Source organism: Chthonobacter albigriseus (assembly GCF_013839445.1).
GTDB classification, from domain to species: domain Bacteria; phylum Pseudomonadota; class Alphaproteobacteria; order Rhizobiales; family Pleomorphomonadaceae; genus Chthonobacter; species Chthonobacter albigriseus.
The window spans coordinates 1548589-1565140 of record NZ_JACDIT010000001.1 but is presented as its reverse complement, the minus strand read 5'-3'; the positions used below and the strand labels follow the sequence as shown (position 1 = coordinate 1565140).

The 16552-nt window shown below is 68.6% G+C and carries 14 protein-coding genes; 12 read left to right on the top strand and 2 right to left on the bottom strand.

The window, feature by feature from the left end; genetic code table 11:
• Window positions 1-38: 38 nt before the first annotated feature.
• The 4 genes from araD1 to HZ321_RS07060 all read left to right on the top strand — a co-directional run bounded on the left by araD1 (window position 39) and on the right by HZ321_RS07060 (window position 4109).
• Window positions 39-1034: an AraD1 family protein gene (gene araD1 / locus HZ321_RS07075; protein ID WP_181701476.1), complete on the top strand. Its 996-nt coding sequence runs from the start codon at window positions 39-41 to the stop codon at window positions 1032-1034.
• A gap of 17 nt (window positions 1035-1051) precedes the next feature.
• Entirely contained in the window at window positions 1052-2497 is a 1446-nt protein-coding gene (locus HZ321_RS07070; protein WP_181701475.1) for an aldehyde dehydrogenase family protein, read from the top strand.
• A 232-nt stretch (window positions 2498-2729) separates the two neighbouring features.
• Window positions 2730-2990: a hypothetical protein gene (locus HZ321_RS07065; protein ID WP_181701474.1), complete on the top strand. Its 261-nt coding sequence runs from the start codon at window positions 2730-2732 to the stop codon at window positions 2988-2990.
• A gap of 102 nt (window positions 2991-3092) precedes the next feature.
• Window positions 3093-4109 (top strand): aldose epimerase family protein, encoded by a 1017-nt coding sequence (locus tag HZ321_RS07060; protein ID WP_181701473.1) that lies wholly within the window; start codon window positions 3093-3095, stop codon window positions 4107-4109.
• A 12-nt stretch (window positions 4110-4121) separates the two neighbouring features.
• On the opposite strand, the gene HZ321_RS07055 is transcribed toward HZ321_RS07060, so the two are convergent.
• Complete coding sequence (locus HZ321_RS07055; RefSeq protein WP_181701472.1) at window positions 4122-4604, bottom strand: response regulator; 483 nt, start codon at window positions 4602-4604, stop codon at window positions 4122-4124.
• A gap of 175 nt (window positions 4605-4779) precedes the next feature.
• On the opposite strand from HZ321_RS07055, the gene HZ321_RS07050 reads away from it, so the two are divergent.
• From HZ321_RS07050 to HZ321_RS07030, 5 genes are all read left to right on the top strand, one after another.
• Window positions 4780-5271 carry a YciE/YciF ferroxidase family protein gene (locus HZ321_RS07050; RefSeq protein WP_181701471.1) on the top strand — a complete coding sequence of 164 codons (492 nt, stop codon included), beginning with the start codon at window positions 4780-4782 and terminating at the stop codon, window positions 5269-5271.
• A 100-nt stretch (window positions 5272-5371) separates the two neighbouring features.
• The gene (gene malQ, locus HZ321_RS07045) at window positions 5372-7519 is read left to right on the top strand and encodes a 4-alpha-glucanotransferase (RefSeq protein ID WP_181701470.1); all 2148 of its coding nucleotides are present in this window, start codon (window positions 5372-5374) and stop codon (window positions 7517-7519) included.
• Window positions 7516-8589: a type III polyketide synthase gene (locus HZ321_RS07040; RefSeq protein WP_181701469.1), complete on the top strand. Its 1074-nt coding sequence runs from the start codon at window positions 7516-7518 to the stop codon at window positions 8587-8589. The genes malQ and HZ321_RS07040 overlap by 4 nt, the downstream gene beginning before the upstream one ends.
• 4 nt (window positions 8590-8593) lie before the next feature.
• A complete protein-coding gene (locus HZ321_RS07035; protein ID WP_181701468.1) occupies window positions 8594-9316 on the top strand; it encodes a methyltransferase domain-containing protein in 723 nt (240 codons plus the stop codon).
• The gene (locus HZ321_RS07030) at window positions 9313-10413 is read left to right on the top strand and encodes an NAD(P)/FAD-dependent oxidoreductase (RefSeq protein WP_181701467.1); all 1101 of its coding nucleotides are present in this window, start codon (window positions 9313-9315) and stop codon (window positions 10411-10413) included. The genes HZ321_RS07035 and HZ321_RS07030 overlap by 4 nt, the downstream gene beginning before the upstream one ends.
• Here the strand turns inward: HZ321_RS07030 and HZ321_RS07025 are convergent, their stop codons facing one another.
• Window positions 10414-11181, bottom strand: a complete 768-nt coding sequence (locus HZ321_RS07025) for an SDR family NAD(P)-dependent oxidoreductase (RefSeq protein WP_206682731.1) — start codon at window positions 11179-11181, stop codon at window positions 10414-10416.
• Between the two features lie 212 nt (window positions 11182-11393).
• Here HZ321_RS07025 and HZ321_RS07020 point away from each other — a divergent pair, with 212 nt between their 5' ends.
• From HZ321_RS07020 to mdoH, 3 genes are all read left to right on the top strand, one after another.
• Window positions 11394-12179, top strand: a complete 786-nt coding sequence (locus tag HZ321_RS07020) for a DeoR/GlpR family DNA-binding transcription regulator (protein WP_181701466.1) — start codon at window positions 11394-11396, stop codon at window positions 12177-12179.
• Between the two features lie 552 nt (window positions 12180-12731).
• The gene (locus HZ321_RS07015; RefSeq protein ID WP_181701465.1) at window positions 12732-14306 is read left to right on the top strand and encodes an OpgD/OpgG family glucan biosynthesis protein; all 1575 of its coding nucleotides are present in this window, start codon (window positions 12732-12734) and stop codon (window positions 14304-14306) included.
• Window positions 14294-16474, top strand: coding sequence for a glucans biosynthesis glucosyltransferase MdoH (gene mdoH / locus HZ321_RS07010; protein WP_181701464.1), 2181 nt, complete (start codon window positions 14294-14296; stop codon window positions 16472-16474). The genes HZ321_RS07015 and mdoH overlap by 13 nt, the downstream gene beginning before the upstream one ends.
• Window positions 16475-16552 lie beyond the last annotated feature (78 nt).

Genomic DNA, 16552 nt, shown 5'->3' with positions numbered 1-16552 from the left:
CGGAAACAACAACAGAACGAGCTTTGAGGAATCGTCCCATGCGTCTTTCCCAGGTCCGAACGCCGGACGGCGTCGCCTGCGTCGCCGCCGTGCTCGACGACGGCCAGGCCGTCATCGTGCCGGGCACCGCGTCGGTCTACGACCTCGCGCTGGCCGCCATCGCAGCCGGAACCGGCCTTCGCGAGGCGGTACTCGCCCGGGTCGGCGCCGGGGCTCCGCCCGTCGATCTGGACGACGCCTACCGCGACGGTCGCCTGCTGACGCCGCTTGCCCACCCGGATCCGGCGCACACCTACATCACCGGCACCGGCCTCACCCACCTCGGCAGCGCGGAGGGGCGGGACAAGATGCACAAGGACGTCGCCGATCCGGCCAAGCAGACCGACAGCATGAAGATGTTCCGGATGGGCCTCGACGGCGGCAAGCCGGCGGCGGGCGAGACGGGCGTGCAGCCGGAATGGTTCTACAAGGGCGACGGCTCCACGGTGGTGGCGCCGGGCGCCGCGCTGCCGTCACCGTCCTTCGCGCTCGACGGCGGCGAGGAACCGGAGATCGTCGGCCTCTACGTGATCGGGCCGGACGGCACGCCCTGGCGGATCGGATATGCCCTCGGCAACGAGTTCTCCGACCACGTGACGGAACGACAGAACTACCTCTTCCTTGCCCATTCCAAGCTCCGGGCCTCGTCCTTCGGGCCGGAGATCCTGGTCGGCGAGCTGCCCGCGCACGTGTCCGGCATCAGCCGCATCTTCCGCGACAACGCGGTGATCTGGCAGAAGCCCTTTGTCTCGGGCGAAGAGAACATGAGCCACACGATCGCCAATCTCGAGCACCATCATTTCAAGTACCAACTGTTCCGGCGGCCGGGCGACGTGCACGTTCACTATTTCGGCACGGCCACGCTCAGCTTCTCGGACGGGGTTGCCACGACCCCGGGCGACGTGTTCGAAATCTCCGCGCCGCCTTTCGGCCTGCCGCTACGCAATGCGTACGGCGTCGTTCCCGCCGGCCAGGCCACCGTGCGCGCGCTTTGAGGAGTTTTGAGACCGCCATGACCGCACCGTTCCGCAACTTCATCGCCGGCGAATGGGTCGCGCCCACCGAGGCTGTGCCCAACGTCAATCCGTCCAACCTCACCGACGTGGTGGGCGAGTACGCCCGCGGCGGCGCGGCGGACGTGGACGCGGCGGTGGCTGCCGCCAAGGCCGCCTTCCCGGCGTGGTCGCGGACTGTTCCCTACGCCCGTCATGAGATCCTGAAGAAGGTCGCGGCGGAGATCTTCGCCCGCAAGGACGAACTCGGCCGCCTGCTCTCCCGCGAAGAGGGCAAGACGCTGGCCGAGGGCATCGGCGAGGTCACCCGCGCCGGCCAGATCTTCGAATTCTTCGCGGCCGAGACCGTACGGCTCGCCGGCGAAACGCTGCCGTCGGTGCGTCCGGGGGTCGGTGTGGAGGTCACCCGCGAGCCGCTCGGCATCGTCGGCATGATCACGCCGTGGAACTTCCCGATCGCCATTCCGGCCTGGAAGATCGCCCCGGCGCTCGCCTACGGCAACTGCATCGTGTTCAAGCCGGCGGAACTGGTGCCGGGTTCGGCGCACGCGCTGGCCGAGATCATCGTGCGGGCGGGCGTCCCGGCCGGGGTGTTCAACCTCGTCATGGGCAAAGGCTCCACCGTCGGACAGCGGCTGCTCGATCATCCCGACATCACCGCGATCACCTTCACCGGCTCGGTGTCGACCGGGCGCAAGGTCGCCGCGGCGGCAATCTCGGGCGAGGTGATGAAGAAGGTGCAGCTGGAGATGGGCGGCAAGAACCCGCTCGTAGTGCTCGACGACGCCGACCTGCCGATCGCGGTGGAGACCGCCGTCAACGGCGCCTTCTTCTCCACCGGCCAGCGCTGCACCGCGTCGTCGCGGATCATCGTGACGGAGGGTATCCACGACCGCTTCGTCGACGCGGTGAAGGGCCGGCTCGCCCAGCTCACGGTGGATGACGCGCTCAAGGCCGGCACCCACATCGGGCCGGTGGTCGACGAGAGCCAGCTCGATCAGGACATGCGCTACATCGAGATCGGACGCGCCGAGGGGGCGACGCTCGCCTACGGCGGCGAGCGGCTGAACCGCGAGAGCGAGGGCTTCTACCTGTCGCCGGCGCTCTTCACCGAAGCGACGCCGGAGATGCGGATCTCGCGTGAAGAGATCTTCGGCCCGGTGGCCGCGGTGATCCGGGTCAAGGACTACGAGGAGGCGCTGGCGGTTTCCAACGACACGCCGTTCGGCCTTTCGTCGGGGATCTGCACCACCAGCCTGAAGCACGCGACCCACTTCAAGCGCAACGCCGACGCCGGGATGGTGATGGTCAACCTGCCGACCGCCGGCGTCGACTTCCACGTCCCGTTCGGCGGGCGCAAGGGTTCGTCCTACGGCCCGCGCGAGCAGGGCAGCTACGCGCGGGAGTTCTTCACCCAGGTGAAGACCGCCTACACGCTGGCCTGATGTCATCCGGGACCGGGGTCGCTGGCGGCGATCCCGGTCGCTCGGGTCGCCGACGTTTTTGCATCCGGTAGCCGGTACACTGCGACTGCACCTCCGGCGTGTAGCCCCCTTTATCAAACGACGATGTCGTTCATCTTATGGTTGAAAAACCCCTGGTGTTTTCGGGACGGGCCCTTGAAGAAGGCTGTGCAGATATGTTCTCTCGCCCTCACTCACCTGAGTATCGAGGCGCATGGACGATCTCATTGCTCTTTTCACGGCGCGGTTGATCGATGCCGGCCCGGTTGTAAGCTTCGTGCTCGCCATGCTTTCCGGCCGCGTCGGCTGGGCGGTGCTGCCGGCGCTGATCATGGCCGGCCTTACCGAGAACCACGTGGCGCAGCACGCGTCGGACTACCAGTTCTCGGTCGCCGGCCTTTTGGCCACCCTGACGATCTACGGGGTGGCTGCCGGGGCTGGCCTGATGATGGCCAAGAAGAACGGCTGGAACTGACCCGAGCGGTCGCGGCTACTCCTGACGGCGCCCGCGCCCGCAGTTTCCGACCATGGCATTCCGGGTACGAGGCACGCCGCCGCAGATTCCGTGGAGGATTCCATGCCCGCCATCACACCCTTCGGCACGCTTTCGGACGGACGCCCGGTCGAGGAGATCCGCCTTGCGGCTCCGGGGATCCGGGCGGCGATCCTCAGCTACGGCGCGATCATCCGCGACCTGGAGGTGGAGACGCCCGCCGGCTGGCAGCGGGTGGTGCTCGGCTATGACAGCCTGCCACCCTACCTGACGGATTCGCCCTACTTCGGCGCCATCGTCGGCCGCTGCGCCAACCGCATCGGGAATGGACGCTTCCCGCTCGACGGTCGCATGGTGCAACTCGACCGCAACGACGGCGGTCGTGCGCATCTGCATGGCGGGGCGGCGGGGTTCGACAAGCGCCTCTGGACGATCAAGTCCTTCGCCGACGATCAGGTCACGCTCCAGCTGGTCTCGCCGGACGGGGAGGAGGGCTATCCCGGTACGGTGACCGCCACCTGCACCTACCGGATCGCGCCGGGCACGATCACCTTCGACCTGTCGGCCGAGACCGACGCGCCGACGCTCGTCAATCTCGCCGGCCACAGCTACTTCAATCTGTCCGGCGGCGGCAGCGTGTTCGACCACGTGCTGACGCTCCACGCGGACCGCTATACGCCGGTCGACGGGTCGCTGATCACGACGGGGCGGATCGTTCCGGTCGAGGGCACGCCCTTCGATTTCCGCCGCCCGAAGCGTATCGGTGATGGGCGGACGGTGCCCTACGACCACAACTTCGTGGTCGGCGACGTGCGTTCGGAAACGCTGCGTCCGGTCGCGCGGCTCCACGCGCCGGAGACCGGCATTACCCTGGAGATCCGCTCCACCGAGCCCGGCGTGCAATTCTATGACGGCAATATGCTGAAGACGGCGGCGGCGCCGACGCTGCTCGGCCGACCGGCGGTGCTCAACGACGCGCTCTGCCTGGAACCGCAGATGTTTCCCAACGCAGCCAACCACCCTGGCTGGCCGAGCCCGGTGCTGCGGCCCGGCGAGACCTATCGGCAGACGACGGAGTATCGCTTCAACGTTCCGGCCTGACGCGAGACGCCGTCAGGCGCTCAAGGCGTCGGGTTCCGCCGTCGGAAGGGCAGCCCGAACCCGGCGGACGAGATCGTCGCCGCGCCAGGGCTTGGCGATGATGCGGTAGGCGGGGATGCTGTTGAGCGCCGCCGCATGGGCGTAGCCCGTAAGGAAGAGCACCGGAAGATCCGGACGTCGGCGCAGCACCTCCTGGCAGACCGAGACCCCGTTCATGCCGGGCATCTCGAAGTCGACCAGCATCAGGTCGATCGCCGCACCCGCCTCCACGAGGGCGAGGGCCGCGCGACCGCAATCGGCCTCTTCGACGCGAAAGCCGTAGCCTTCCAGGGTGGCGGCGGTCAGTTCGCGCACCAGTCCATCGTCATCGACGAGCAGAACCGTCAAAGGCGGGGCGATGGCGGGCTTGGGTTGGGCCGCCTTGTCGGCGGCCGCCCCGATCAGGTCGGCAGGCAGCAGGGCGCGCAGGGCGGCGGTCGCGGTCTCGATGTTCACTGGGAAGCCTCCCGGCCGAGTGAGGCCTCGGCCGTCTGCCGAACAGCCGGCACGACGCTTTGTTCCCGTGTTTCGACGAAATTTCTCCAGGTCCTGCGGATGGCAGAACGGCCCGGAACGAAGGTGAGCCGGCGCCGTTCGTTTGGGTACGACATCACCAAGGGAGACCGGACTGATGGCTGAGACCAATCTCAAGGAACTTTTCCACCACACGCTCAAGGATGTCTATTACGCGGAGAACGCCATCCTGAAGGCGCTGCCGAAGATGTCGCAGGCCGCTGGCGACAAGGCGCTCAAGGAGGCGTTCGACACGCATCTGAAGGAGACGCAGGGCCAGGTGAAGCGGCTCGAGGCGGTGTTCAAGGTGCTCGGCGAAAAGCCGGAAGGCGAGAAGTGCCACGCGCTTGAAGGCCTCACCAAGGAAGCCGACGAGATCGTGGAGAGCTTCCCGGCAGGTCCGGCCCGCGACGCCGGCCTGATCGCCGCGGCACAGGCCGTGGAGCACTACGAGATCTCGCGCTACGGCTCGCTCCGCGCCTGGGCGCAGCAGCTCGAGCTCGACGAGGCGGTCGAGCTCCTGTCGGAGACGCTCGCCGAGGAGGAGGCGACCGACGATCTCCTCTCGCAGCTCGGCGAAGACGTCGTCAATCCGGCGGCAGCAGCCTGACCGTCACAGCGACGAAACGCTCCGCACCCAAAGGTCGGAAGACGACAGAGGCCGTCTCCGACACACTGGGTGCCGGAGCGAATCGCCAGGAACCCATGACGTGACCAGCCTCATCCCGCGCCCCCCACGGTCCGTCGCCGCCGAGCCTGCGCCTCTTGCCGAGCTCGCCGCGCTGCATGGCATCGAGGCGTCGTACCAGGACGCGCGCGGGCACACGGTTGAGACGTCGGACGAGACACGCGTCAGGCTGCTGGCCGCGATGGGGGTCTCCGCCGGAACCGAGGCCGAGGCGCGGATCTCTCTTGCCGCCTTCCGGGAAGCTGTTCTCACCGAGGTGTTGCCGCCGGTGCTGGTGGTCCGGCGGGAGGCGGCCGGCTTCGTCAGCGTCCCGGTCGCCAACGCGGCGGGACGGACGTTCGACTGGCAGGTGACGCTGGAGGACGGCAGCGTCAAGAACGGGCGGGCGACCGCGGAGGGCGGCAAGTTCCGGATCGCGGAACTGCCGTTCGGCTATCATCGCCTGCGGCTGGAGGACCCGGCCGCGGAGACGGCCCTGATCGTCGCCCCGCGCGGCTGCTGGCTACCCGACGGCTTCCTCGACGGACGGCAGCTCTGGGGCGTGTCCGTCCAGCTCTACCTTCTCCAATCCGCGCGAAACTGGGGCATCGGCGACTTCGCCGACCTCGCCGTGCTGGCCGAGGCCTTCGGCGAAGCAGGCGCGGCCGTGATCGGCCTCAACCCGCTGCACGCGCTGTTTCCGGACACCCCGGAGGAGGCGAGCCCCTATTCGCCGGCGAGCCGGCTGCTCCTCAACGTGCTGTCGATCGCCGTCGACCTGGTGCCGGAGGCCCGGCGTATTCCGGAGCTGCAGGGCTACCTTTCGTCGGACGCCTTCCAGGAGTCGCTGTCGGCGGCGCGGGCCAGCCGGCTGGTCGACTACACCGCAGTCACCCGGCTGAAGATGCAGGCGCTTCGCGCGCTCTACGACGGCTTCCAGCCGGTGGCGAGCGAAGAGCGCCGCGCTGCGTTCCGCACCTTCCGGGAAAAACGGGGCAAGCGGTTCGAGACCTCGTGCCTGTTCCTGGCCCTGCGGGCGCATTTCGCCGACAGCCTCGGCACGAGCGACTGGCACCAGTGGCCGGACGCCTTCCGTCGGCCAGACAGCGACGCGGTGCACGACTTCGCCCGCAGTCACGCCGACGCGGTGGGCTTCCAGGTGTTTCTGCAATGGCTCGCCGACGAGCAGCTCGCCGAAGCCGCGCGCGCGGCACGGGAAGCGGGCATGGAGATCGGCCTCTACCGGGACCTTGCCGTGGGGGCCGACCTTTCCGGCGCGGAGACCTGGGCGAACGCCGGCGCGGTGCTTGACGGCGTGGAGGTTGGCGCGCCGCCGGACCTCTTCAATCCGGCCGGCCAGTCCTGGGGGCTGCCGCCGTTCGACCCGGGCAAACTGCGCGCGGAGGGGTACCGCAGCTTCATCGAGCTCGTCAGGGCCAACATGCGGCACGCGGGCGGGCTGCGGATCGACCATGTGATGGGGCTTTCGCGCCTCTACTGCATCCCGAAGGGCGGCGACGGAACCGGCGCCTACCTTGGCTATCCCATGGAGGACCTGATCGGGATCCTGGCGCTGGAAAGCCGGCGCAAGCGCTGCCTGGTGGTCGGCGAGGATCTCGGCACGGTGCCGCCCGGCTTCCGCGAGCGCATGCGGGAAGCCAACATCCTTTCCTATCGCGTGCTCTATTTCGAGAAGGACGAAGTCGGCAAAGGATTCGCTTCGCCGGATTCCTACCCGCGTCGCTCGCTGGCAGTCGCGTCCAGCCATGACTTGGCGACCTTGCGCGGCTGGTACGCGGACCGCGACGTCAGCCGCAAGCAGGAGCTCGGGCTCTATCCGGCGGAGGGCGAGGCGGAGCGCCAGCACGCTCTCCGTGACGACGACCGTGCCGCCCTGCTCGACGCCTTGCGCGCCAACGGGTTCCTGCCCGGGGAGGGCGAACCGACGGACCAGGCGTTTGTGGACGCCGCGCACGCCTTCCTCAACAACAGCGCGTCCGGCATCGCCGTCGCGCAGCTCGACGATCTGACCGGGGAGCTCGATCAAGTGAACGTGCCCGCCACGCGGCTGGAATATCCCAACTGGCGGCGCAAATACTCGAAGACGCTGGAGGCGTTCATCGCCGACGGTACCGTCAGCCGTGCGGGGCGGCTGTTTTCCGCCCGCAGCACGAGGACCAAGCGACCATGACGGATGCCTATGTCAACCGGATCGGGACCGCGGTTCCGGCCAACGACGTCCACGAAACCTTCGTTGCCTTTGCCGAGAGCCTGATCACCACCAACCGCGAGCGCGCACTGTTCCGGCGCATGGTGGAGCGCGGGCAGATCGATCACCGCTGGTCGGCGCTGACCCCCAACCCGAGGCCTCGTCCGGGCGCTTCCGTCGATGACGCCGGCTTCTACACGCCTGGCGCCTTCCCCTCGACCGGCGATCGGATGAAGACCTACGAGACCCACGCCCCCGCGCTGACGCTCGACGCGGTAGCCGCACTTGAACTGGATGCGGCGGACGTTGCCGCCGTCAGCCACCTCGTCGTCATCACCTGTACGGGATTCATGGCGCCGGGCCTCGACCTCATGCTGGTCGACAAGCTCGGCCTGCGGCCGGACGTGGAGCGGACGGTCGTCGGTTTCATGGGCTGCTACGCCGCCATGAACGGACTGAAGCTCGCCCGCCACATCGTCCGCTCGGAGCCGTCGGCCAAGGTGCTCGTCGTCTCGGTCGAGCTCTGCACGCTGCACCTGCAGGAGACCGGATCGCTGGAGCAGATCCTGTCTTTCCTGGTGTTCGGCGACGGGGCGGCGGCCGCGCTGGTCAGCGCCGAGCCTGTCGGCATGGCGCTCGACCGGTTCGAAACCGTTCTTGTCAGCGAGGATCCCGAGCTGATCACCTGGACCATCCGAGACCAGGGCTTCGACATGGTGCTCTCCGGCAAGGTTCCGGGCGCCCTCCGCGGTGCGCTGGAAGGCCGCCGCCAGGCCCTGTTTCAGGCCGCGGACGGCGAGCCGGTGTCGCTGTTCGCCATCCATCCGGGCGGGCGCTCGGTGCTCGACGCGGTGGAGGCGGCGCTGCAGCTGCCGGCGCAGGCCCTCTCGGCCTCTCGCGAGGTGCTGCGCGCCTTCGGCAACATGTCGTCGGCGACCATCCTCTTCGTGCTCGACCGGCTGATGCGCCGCGGCGACGCGGGCAAGGGCATGGCGATGGCTTTCGGGCCCGGGCTCACCGCCGAGACGCTGGCCTTCACGCTGAAGGCCTGACGTCATGGCCGCCTTCTCAGCCGACAGCCGCTCCACCGAAGCGGAATGGATGGACACCGAGGCGGTCCCCTTCGAGGACTTCCTCGCCTGCCTGGAGGACCTTGCCCGGGTGAACCGGCTGTCGCTCGGCTACCGCCCGACGCTCGGGTTCCTGGAGCGTCTCCGCCGGACCGGGCGGCTGCCCTCCGGCAGGCCGCTGCGGATCCTCGACGCCGGCAGCGGCTACGGCGACACGCTCCGGGCCGTCGCCGGCTGGGCCTCCCGTCGCAGCGTCGCGGTGGAGCTTTCCGGCGTCGACATCAATCCGTGGTCGACGCGAGCCGCCCGCGAGGCGACCCCGGCGGACTGGCCCGTCCGCTACCACACGGCAGACATCTTCAGCCACGTCCCGACCGATCCGCCGGACCTCGTCATCAGCGCGCTCTTCACCCACCACCTCTTCGGCGCGGATCTCGTTCGATTCATCGCCTGGAGCGAGGAGACGGCGCGGCTCGGCTGGTTCGTCAACGATCTTCACCGCGACCCGGTGTCGTTCCACGGGTTCCAGCTGATCACGTCCGTCGGCCGCTGGCACCGCTTCGTGCGCCACGACGGGCCGGTGTCGATCGCCCGCGGGTTCCGCAAGGCGGACTGGCTCGGCGTTCTCGCTGCCGCCGACATCGATCCACGGTCCGTCTCGCTGTCGTGGTGGCTGCCCTACCGTCTCTGCGTCGGACGGGTGAAATGAGCCCGGACGTCTTCATCGCCGGCGGCGGGCCGGCCGGCTCGGCCGCGGCCATCCTCCTCGCCCGGGCGGGGGTCCGCGTCACGTTGGCGGAAAAGCGGCGGGAGGCGCACCACAAGGTCTGCGGCGAGTTCGTCAGCGGCGAGGCGGTGGAGACGGCGCGCGATCTCGGTCTCGACCTTTCGGCTCTGGGTGCCGTTCCGATCCAGGTTGTCGCCTATGCGACCCCGTCCGGCGGCGTTGTCCGCCGGACATTGCCGTTTCCGGCCGTCAGCCTGTCGCGGCTGGTGCTCGACGAGGCCCTGCTCGGCGCGGCCGAGGCGGCGGGCGCGCGGGTGCTTCGCGGCGTGTCGGTCCAGGGCTTCGATCTCGATCCCGACGGCGGCACGACCGTCCGGCTCGACGGCGACGGCCCCGTCCAAGTCCCGGCCTTCTTCGCGGCGACCGGCAAGCACGACCTGCGTGGTCACGCACGGCCGGAGGGCCGCCAGGGCGATCTCGTCGGCCTCAAGATGCTCTATCGGCGGGCCGTCGCTCCAAGCGATCCGGTCGTCACCATCGTTCCTTTCCGCGACGGCTATGCCGGACTGCAGCCGGTTGGGCAGGATGCGGTGAACCTTTGCCTGCTCGTCTCCCGCCGCCGCTTCGCGGACCACGGCGGCCGCTTCGACGACCTGGTGCGCAGCCTCGTGGCGGAGGCGCCGGAGATCGCCCGCCAGCTCGACGGCGCCGAGCCTCTCCTGGACAAGGCGCTCGCCGTCACGCGCATCCCCTACGGCTACGTGCGCCGGGTTACGGAGGGGCCGTGGTGGCTCGGTGATCAGGCCGCCGTCATCCCGTCGTTTGCCGGCGACGGCATTGCGATCGCGCTGGAGAGCGCCCGGCAGGCGGTGGACACGCTTCTCTCCGGTGGAACCGCAGCAGGCTACCAGCGCCGCTTCGCCTCGACTGTGTCGCGTCAGGTCGGCGCTGCGACGGTCCTGTCGCAGCTGATGGTGCGGCCGTCGTGGCAGCGGCCCTCCGCGCTGCTGGCGGCCGTCCCGGGCGTGCTGGCGGGCATCGGCCTGCTCACGCGGGTGCGGCTTCCGACCGGCGCCTGATCAGCTCCAGCCGGCGTCGACGGTGAACTCCTGGGCGGTGCAGGCCACGGACGCGTCGGAAGCGAGGAAGAGCGCCATGTCGGCGATGGCGGTCGGCTGGATGTGGATCTTCAGGCACTGGCCGGCCAGCATCTCCTTCTCCGCTTCAGCCGTCAGCCAGAGCGCCTTCTGCCGTTCGGTCATCACCCAGCCGGGCAGGATCGTGTTGACCCGGATGCCGTGGATGCCGAAGTCGCGGGCGAGACCTCGCGTCAGGCCGTGCACTGCCGCCTTGGCCGTGGTGTAGGCCGGCATGCCGCCGTTGCCGAGCTTCCAGGAGATCGAGCCGAAGTTGACGATCGAGCCCTGGCCCAGGCGCTGCATCATCGGCAGCACGGCCTGGGCGGTGAAGAACATCGGCCGCTGGTTGATCGCCATGCGGTCGTCCCAGTAGTCCGGGGTGACGCTCTCAACCGTGTGGCGCTGGTCGTTGGCGGCGTTGTTGAGCAGCACGGAGATGTCGCCGAAGATCCGTCCGGCCTCCGCGACCGCGGCCTGCAGGGCGGCTACGTCGCGGATGTCGCAGGGAACGAACAGCGGCCGGCGGCCGTGCTCGATTTCCATCCGGTCGGCGAGGGCACGGCTTTCAGTCTCGGCAATGTCGACGAACGCCACGTTCGCGCCCTGCTTGACGAAAGCCTCCGTCAGCGCCGCGCCGATGCCGCTGCCGCCCCCGGTGACGAATACCGAACGTTCTTTAAGGTCGGGGTAGATGGCAGGCATATGCATGGGTCGTCATCCGCAGTCCGGCACGGGCCAGCTTCCCGCGCGCCATTCCCTGGATCGTTCAGACCGATGCGGAATGCAAGCGGCAACAGCAGGCGAGGCATCAACCGGCCGTGCCGGTCCGAAACGGTCGCCGGCGGGGCTGGCGTGACGGCGGGGCGGACGGGGTGCTATACCTCCGGTCTCGCCAACGTCCCCAGCCCGAATCGCTCTTCATGCTGCTCGCGCGTCAGCACTCCATTCTCGATCTCGCCAAACAGATCGGCCGCGTCACGGTGGAGGACCTTGCGGTCCGCTTCGACGTCACGCCGCAGACGATCCGCAAGGATCTGAACGAGCTCTGCGAGCAGCGGCTGCTGGCCCGTGTGCACGGCGGCGCGATCATCGCCTCCAGCGTGGAGAACGTCGGCTACGACGCGCGGCGGCAGATCGCCTCGCGGGAAAAGGCGGCGATCGGGCGGGCGGCGGCAGCGCTGATCCCGAACGACGCGTCGCTGTTCATCAACATCGGCACCACCACAGAGGCCGTCGCGCAGGCGCTCCTGCAGCACAGCGGGCTGATGGTGATCACCAACAACATCAACGTCGCCAACATCATGCGGCCCTACCCGCAGATCGAGGTGGTGATCGCCGGCGGCGTGGTGCGGCGCTCCGACGGAGGTATCGTGGGCGAGGCTGCCGCCGACTTCATCCGCCAGTTCAAGGTGGACTTCGCCATCGTCGGCACGTCGGCGATCGACGAGGACGGGTCGCTGCTCGACTACGACTTCCGCGAGGTGAAAGTGGCGCAGGCGATCATGGCCAACGCCCGGCAGGTGATCCTCGTGTCCGACAGCACCAAGTTCGACCGTACCGCGCCGGTGCGGATCGGCACCATCGACCAGGTCGACAGCTTCGTCACCGACCACTGCCCGAGCGAACGGGTGCGCGCGCTCTGCGCGGGAGCCGAGGTGCGGCTGATCGAGGCGCTGCCCGCCGAAGCGGAACCTGCGGAAGACTGACGCCGGCGGCGATGGGAAAACGCCGCGCCTCGGTGGCCGATCACGGAACCGGCCGGCGGTTCGCACGTTCAGCGATGGTGTTCAAGGAAAATCGTCCGGCCGGACGAACCGCCGGGACGCCGGCGGGGGTCTGCGTGCACCGCCGCGGTGCAGCAAAGAGTGGTCGCCAAAGCGGGGTCGGCTATTTCGTTCGGCCGCGGACTTCGATATGATTTCAAGCGGATACTGTCATCGTTTCGCCGCAACACGCCGCTTTCCTCGCGTAACCGAACAAGACTGCGCCGGACGTTCCGATCGCCAAGCCCAGGAGAACACAGTCTCTTGCGCCAGATCGGCCGGAAATCCGGGTCGCCGCAGCGCTTGGCCACGATCGCGCGGACAACAGGGTAAACGGTGGACGCGTGGCTTTCGCGGCGGAGGATTTATCCCGCGTCGCACAACTGTCGAGTGGCCGACGGTCGGCGAAGGGTCCTCTGCGGCGTCAGGCCCGAGGAGATTTCGCCGCCGCCGGACGTGGCGTACGAGTCGTCGAGTGGAGCCGCAGCAGACCCTATGTCCGGATCGATCGAGGCCAGCCGCCGAGACGTGCTGAAGACCGCAGCCAGCGCCCTTGCTTCCGTCCTCCTTGCGAGCGGGGTGGCCCCGGGCATCGCGGCCGCGGCCGTCCAGTCCTCGTTCGCCGTCAGCGGGCGGTTCACCCGCTCGAGCGTGGCGGAAATCGCGCGGGGGCTGGCCAAGCAGCCGTTCCAGCCGCTCGACACGTCGCTGCCGGAGGTGCTCGACCAACTCACCTACGACCAGTACCGCGATATCCGCTTCAACACGGACAAGTCGGTGTGGGCCAACACCGGGCTGCCGTTCCAGATGCAGATGTTCCACCGCGGGTTCTACTACAAGGACCCGGTGGAGGTGGCGATTGTGGAGAACGGCGAGGCGCGACACCTGGCCTACAGCCCCGAGATGTTCACGATGGGGCCGCTGGTGCCGCAGCCGGTGCCGACGGAGGACATCGGCTTCTCCGGCATCCGCCTGCACGGGCCGATCAACCGGCCGGACTACTTCGACGAGGTCGTCGTGTTCCAGGGGGCGAGCTACTTCCGCTCGCTGGGCAAGGGACAGATCTACGGCCTCTCGGCGCGGGGGCTCGCCATCAAGACCGGCGATCCGGAGGGCGAGGAGTTTCCGCTGTTCCGGGCGTTCTGGGTGGAGACGCCGGTCGCCGGGTCGGAGACCTGCGTGATCCACGCCCTACTGGACAGCCCGTCCGTCACCGGGGCCTACCGCTTCACCGTGCGGCCGGGCATGCCGACGCTGATGGACGTGGAGGCGCAGCTTTTCCCGCGCGTCGACCTGGAGAAGGTGGGCCTGGCGCCGGGCACCTCGATGTTCTTCTTTTCCTCCAACGACCGGGAGAACGTCGACGACTTCCGCCCGGAGGTGCACGATTCCGACGGGCTGCTGATGGTGACGGGGCGCGGCGAGCGCTTGTGGCGCCCGCTCGCCAACCCGACCGACCTGCAGATCTCGGCCTTCGTCGACCAGAGCCCGCGCGGGTTCGGCCTGATCCAGCGCGACCGCGACTTCAAGAGCTACGAGGATCTGGAAGCCGGCTACGAACGGCGGCCCAGCCTGTGGGTCGAGCCCGTCGGCGACTGGGGCGCCGGGGCAGTGACGCTGGTGGAGATCCCGACCAACTCGGAGATCCACGACAACATCGTCGTCTACTGGGCCCCGAAGGACAAGATCCCGGCCGGCTCGGAGTATTTCTTCGCCTACCGGCTGGCCTGGGGCAACGACCCGGCGATGGCGCTCGGCTCCAGCACGGTGGCGGCTACCCGTTCCGGCCGCGCCTCGATCGGCGGCCCGACGCCGGTGCGGCTGTTCGTGATCGACTACGTCTTCCCGGAGGGCGTCGACCGCTCGAAGATCGGCGCGCCCAAGGCCACCGTTAACGCCTCCAAGGGCGCGGTGCGCAACGTGATCATCCATGACAATCCCAGTATCGGCGGCCTGCGGATGTCCTTCGAACTCGACCCGCAGAACGAGACGCTGATCGAATTGCGCGCCACCCTCACCTTCGAGACCGGCGCCCCTGCCGAGACGTGGGTGTACCGATGGACCGCCTGATCGCCTTTCCGGCGGAGCAGGCGGAGACGCCGGTCCCGGTCGCCCCCGGCATGCCCCCGGAAAACCCGGGCGCGATGCCGGCGCAGCGGCTCGACGTGTTCGACCGTCGCGCCCGGCGCAAGCTGGTCGATCCGGCATCGCGGTCGAGCCGCCTGCGACGCTTCACGGTGATGGGCGGGTCGCTGGCGTTGATCGCCTATGCGGTCTACGAGATGTACAACGTGCTGGCGATCGGCGAACTGACGCCGATCGAGGCCGTCGTCCTGGTGCTGTTCACGGTCACCTTCTCCTGGATCGCGATCTCCTTCATCGCCTCGATCGCCGGCTTCGTGACGCTGGTCTCCCGGCGCCTGGGTCGGCCGGCCGAAGTCGCCACCGCCCCGCTCGCCCGCCGGACGGCGATGCTGATGCCGACCTACAACGAGGATCCGGACCGGATCTTCGCTGCGATCGAAGCGATGGCTGTCGCGGTGGAAGAGCGCGGGCAGGGCCACGCCTTCGACTGGTTCGTGCTCGCCGACACCACCGATCCGCACATCGCCCTGGCCGAGGAGACGGCGCTCCTGGCGGTGCGGCAGCGGCTGGGCGACCGGGCGCGCATCTTTTACCGGCGCCGGCGCAACAACGTCGCCAAGAAGGCCGGGAACGTCGCCGATTTCTGCCGCCGCTGGGGCAAGAGCTACGACCATCTGCTGGTGCTCGACGCCGACAGCCTGATGGACGCGGAAACCATCATCGAACTTGCGCGGCGGATGGAAGCCGATCCGGACGCCGGGCTGATCCAGACCATCCCGATGCTGGTCAACGGCACCACCGTGGTGGCGCGCCTGCAGCAGTTCGCCGGGCGGGTCTACGGACCGATCGTCGGCACGGGGCTCTCCTGGTGGGTGCAGCGGGAGGGCAACTTCTGGGGCCACAACGCGATTATCCGCACCGAGGCCTTCATGTCGGCGGCCGGCCTGCCGGACCTGCCGGGGAAACCGCCGTTCGGCGGGCACATTCTCAGCCATGATTTCGTCGAGGCGGCCCTGATCCGCCGTGCCGGCTGGACGGTGATCATCGCGGACGATCTCAACGGCTCCTTCGAGGAAAGCCCGCCGTCGCTGATCGACCTTGCCATCCGCGACCGGCGGTGGTGTCAGGGCAACCTGCAGCATTCCAAAGTGCTCGGCGGCAAGGGCCTGCACTGGGTCAGCCGGATGCACCTGCTCACGGGCATCATGTCCTATGCGGCCTCACCGCTGTGGCTGCTGCTGATCCTGTCCGGTCTGGCGCTTTCGCTGCAGGCGCACTTCATCCGGCCCGAGTATTTCAGCGACGAATTCCAGCTGTTTCCCAGCTGGCCGCGGATCGACGCGGAGCGCGCGCTCGCGCTGTTCGGGCTCACCATGGTCGTGCTGTTCGGGCCGAAGATCATGGGTCTGGTCGCCTTCATGCTGGATACCAAGGCGCGCAAGGCGTCCGGCGGCGTCGTCGGCCTGATCTTCAGCTTCCTGTTCGAAGTGGTGGTGTCCGCGCTGATCGCGCCGATCATGATGCTGATCCAGACCGGCGCGATCATGGAGATCCTGATGCGCCGCGACGCTGGTTGGAAGCCGCAGCGGCGCGATGACGGCGGCCTGCCGCTGCGCGATCTCGTCCATCGGCACCGCTGGCACGTGATCTCCGGCCTGGCGCTCGCCCTGGCTGCAACGGCCGACAGCTGGGTGCTGCTCGCCTGGCTGTCTCCGGCTGTCACCGGGCTGCTCCTCGCCGTGCCGATCTCGGCGCTGACCGGATCCGCGTCGGTCGGGCGCGCAGTCCGCCGGCTCGGTTTGCTCCGGACCCCGGAGGAGACCAACCCGCCTCCGATCCGGACCGCCATGTCGCCCATCCGCACGGCGCTGCAGGCGGCGCTCGACCGCACCCCGGATCTGGTTCGTGTCGCCACCGACCCGGCTTGGCGGCGGCAGCATCTCGCTTTGGTTGATCGCCTTTCGGATCGGCCGCGCGGCAAGGTCGACCCTGTTGCCGCGCTCGTCGCCGCCAAGATTTCCGAAGCGGAGACGGTGGAGGAGGCGATCTCCTTCCTGGACGTCAAGGAACGGTCGACGCTTGTCGCGACCCCGCGGCTCGTCGAGGCGATCGCCCGGCTGCCGATGCGGCGCGCCGATCAGGCGGCCGAATAGGCCGCTCCCTCCACGGTCGCCAGACTACCGGAATTAGGGCGCGAACCCGTTTGCAATCTTTCGGTCAATTATGTCATT

Bases quoted from the DNA above. Each gene is read 5' to 3' on its own strand.
- araD1 (WP_181701476.1), top strand. From the start codon at position 39: ATGCGTCTTTCCCAGGTCCGAACGCCGGACGGCGTCGCCTGCGTCGCC.
- HZ321_RS07070 (WP_181701475.1), top strand. From the start codon at position 1,052: ATGACCGCACCGTTCCGCAACTTCATCGCCGGCGAATGGGTCGCGCCC.
- HZ321_RS07065 (WP_181701474.1), top strand. From the start codon at position 2,730: ATGGACGATCTCATTGCTCTTTTCACGGCGCGGTTGATCGATGCCGGC.
- HZ321_RS07060 (WP_181701473.1), top strand. From the start codon at position 3,093: ATGCCCGCCATCACACCCTTCGGCACGCTTTCGGACGGACGCCCGGTC.
- HZ321_RS07050 (WP_181701471.1), top strand. From the start codon at position 4,780: ATGGCTGAGACCAATCTCAAGGAACTTTTCCACCACACGCTCAAGGAT.
- HZ321_RS07040 (WP_181701469.1), top strand. From the start codon at position 7,516: ATGACGGATGCCTATGTCAACCGGATCGGGACCGCGGTTCCGGCCAAC.
- HZ321_RS07035 (WP_181701468.1), top strand. From the start codon at position 8,594: ATGGCCGCCTTCTCAGCCGACAGCCGCTCCACCGAAGCGGAATGGATG.
- HZ321_RS07030 (WP_181701467.1), top strand. From the start codon at position 9,313: ATGAGCCCGGACGTCTTCATCGCCGGCGGCGGGCCGGCCGGCTCGGCC.
- HZ321_RS07025 (WP_206682731.1), bottom strand. From the start codon at position 11,181: ATGCATATGCCTGCCATCTACCCCGACCTTAAAGAACGTTCGGTATTC.
- HZ321_RS07020 (WP_181701466.1), top strand. From the start codon at position 11,394: ATGCTGCTCGCGCGTCAGCACTCCATTCTCGATCTCGCCAAACAGATC.
- HZ321_RS07015 (WP_181701465.1), top strand. From the start codon at position 12,732: ATGTCCGGATCGATCGAGGCCAGCCGCCGAGACGTGCTGAAGACCGCA.
- mdoH (WP_181701464.1), top strand. From the start codon at position 14,294: ATGGACCGCCTGATCGCCTTTCCGGCGGAGCAGGCGGAGACGCCGGTC.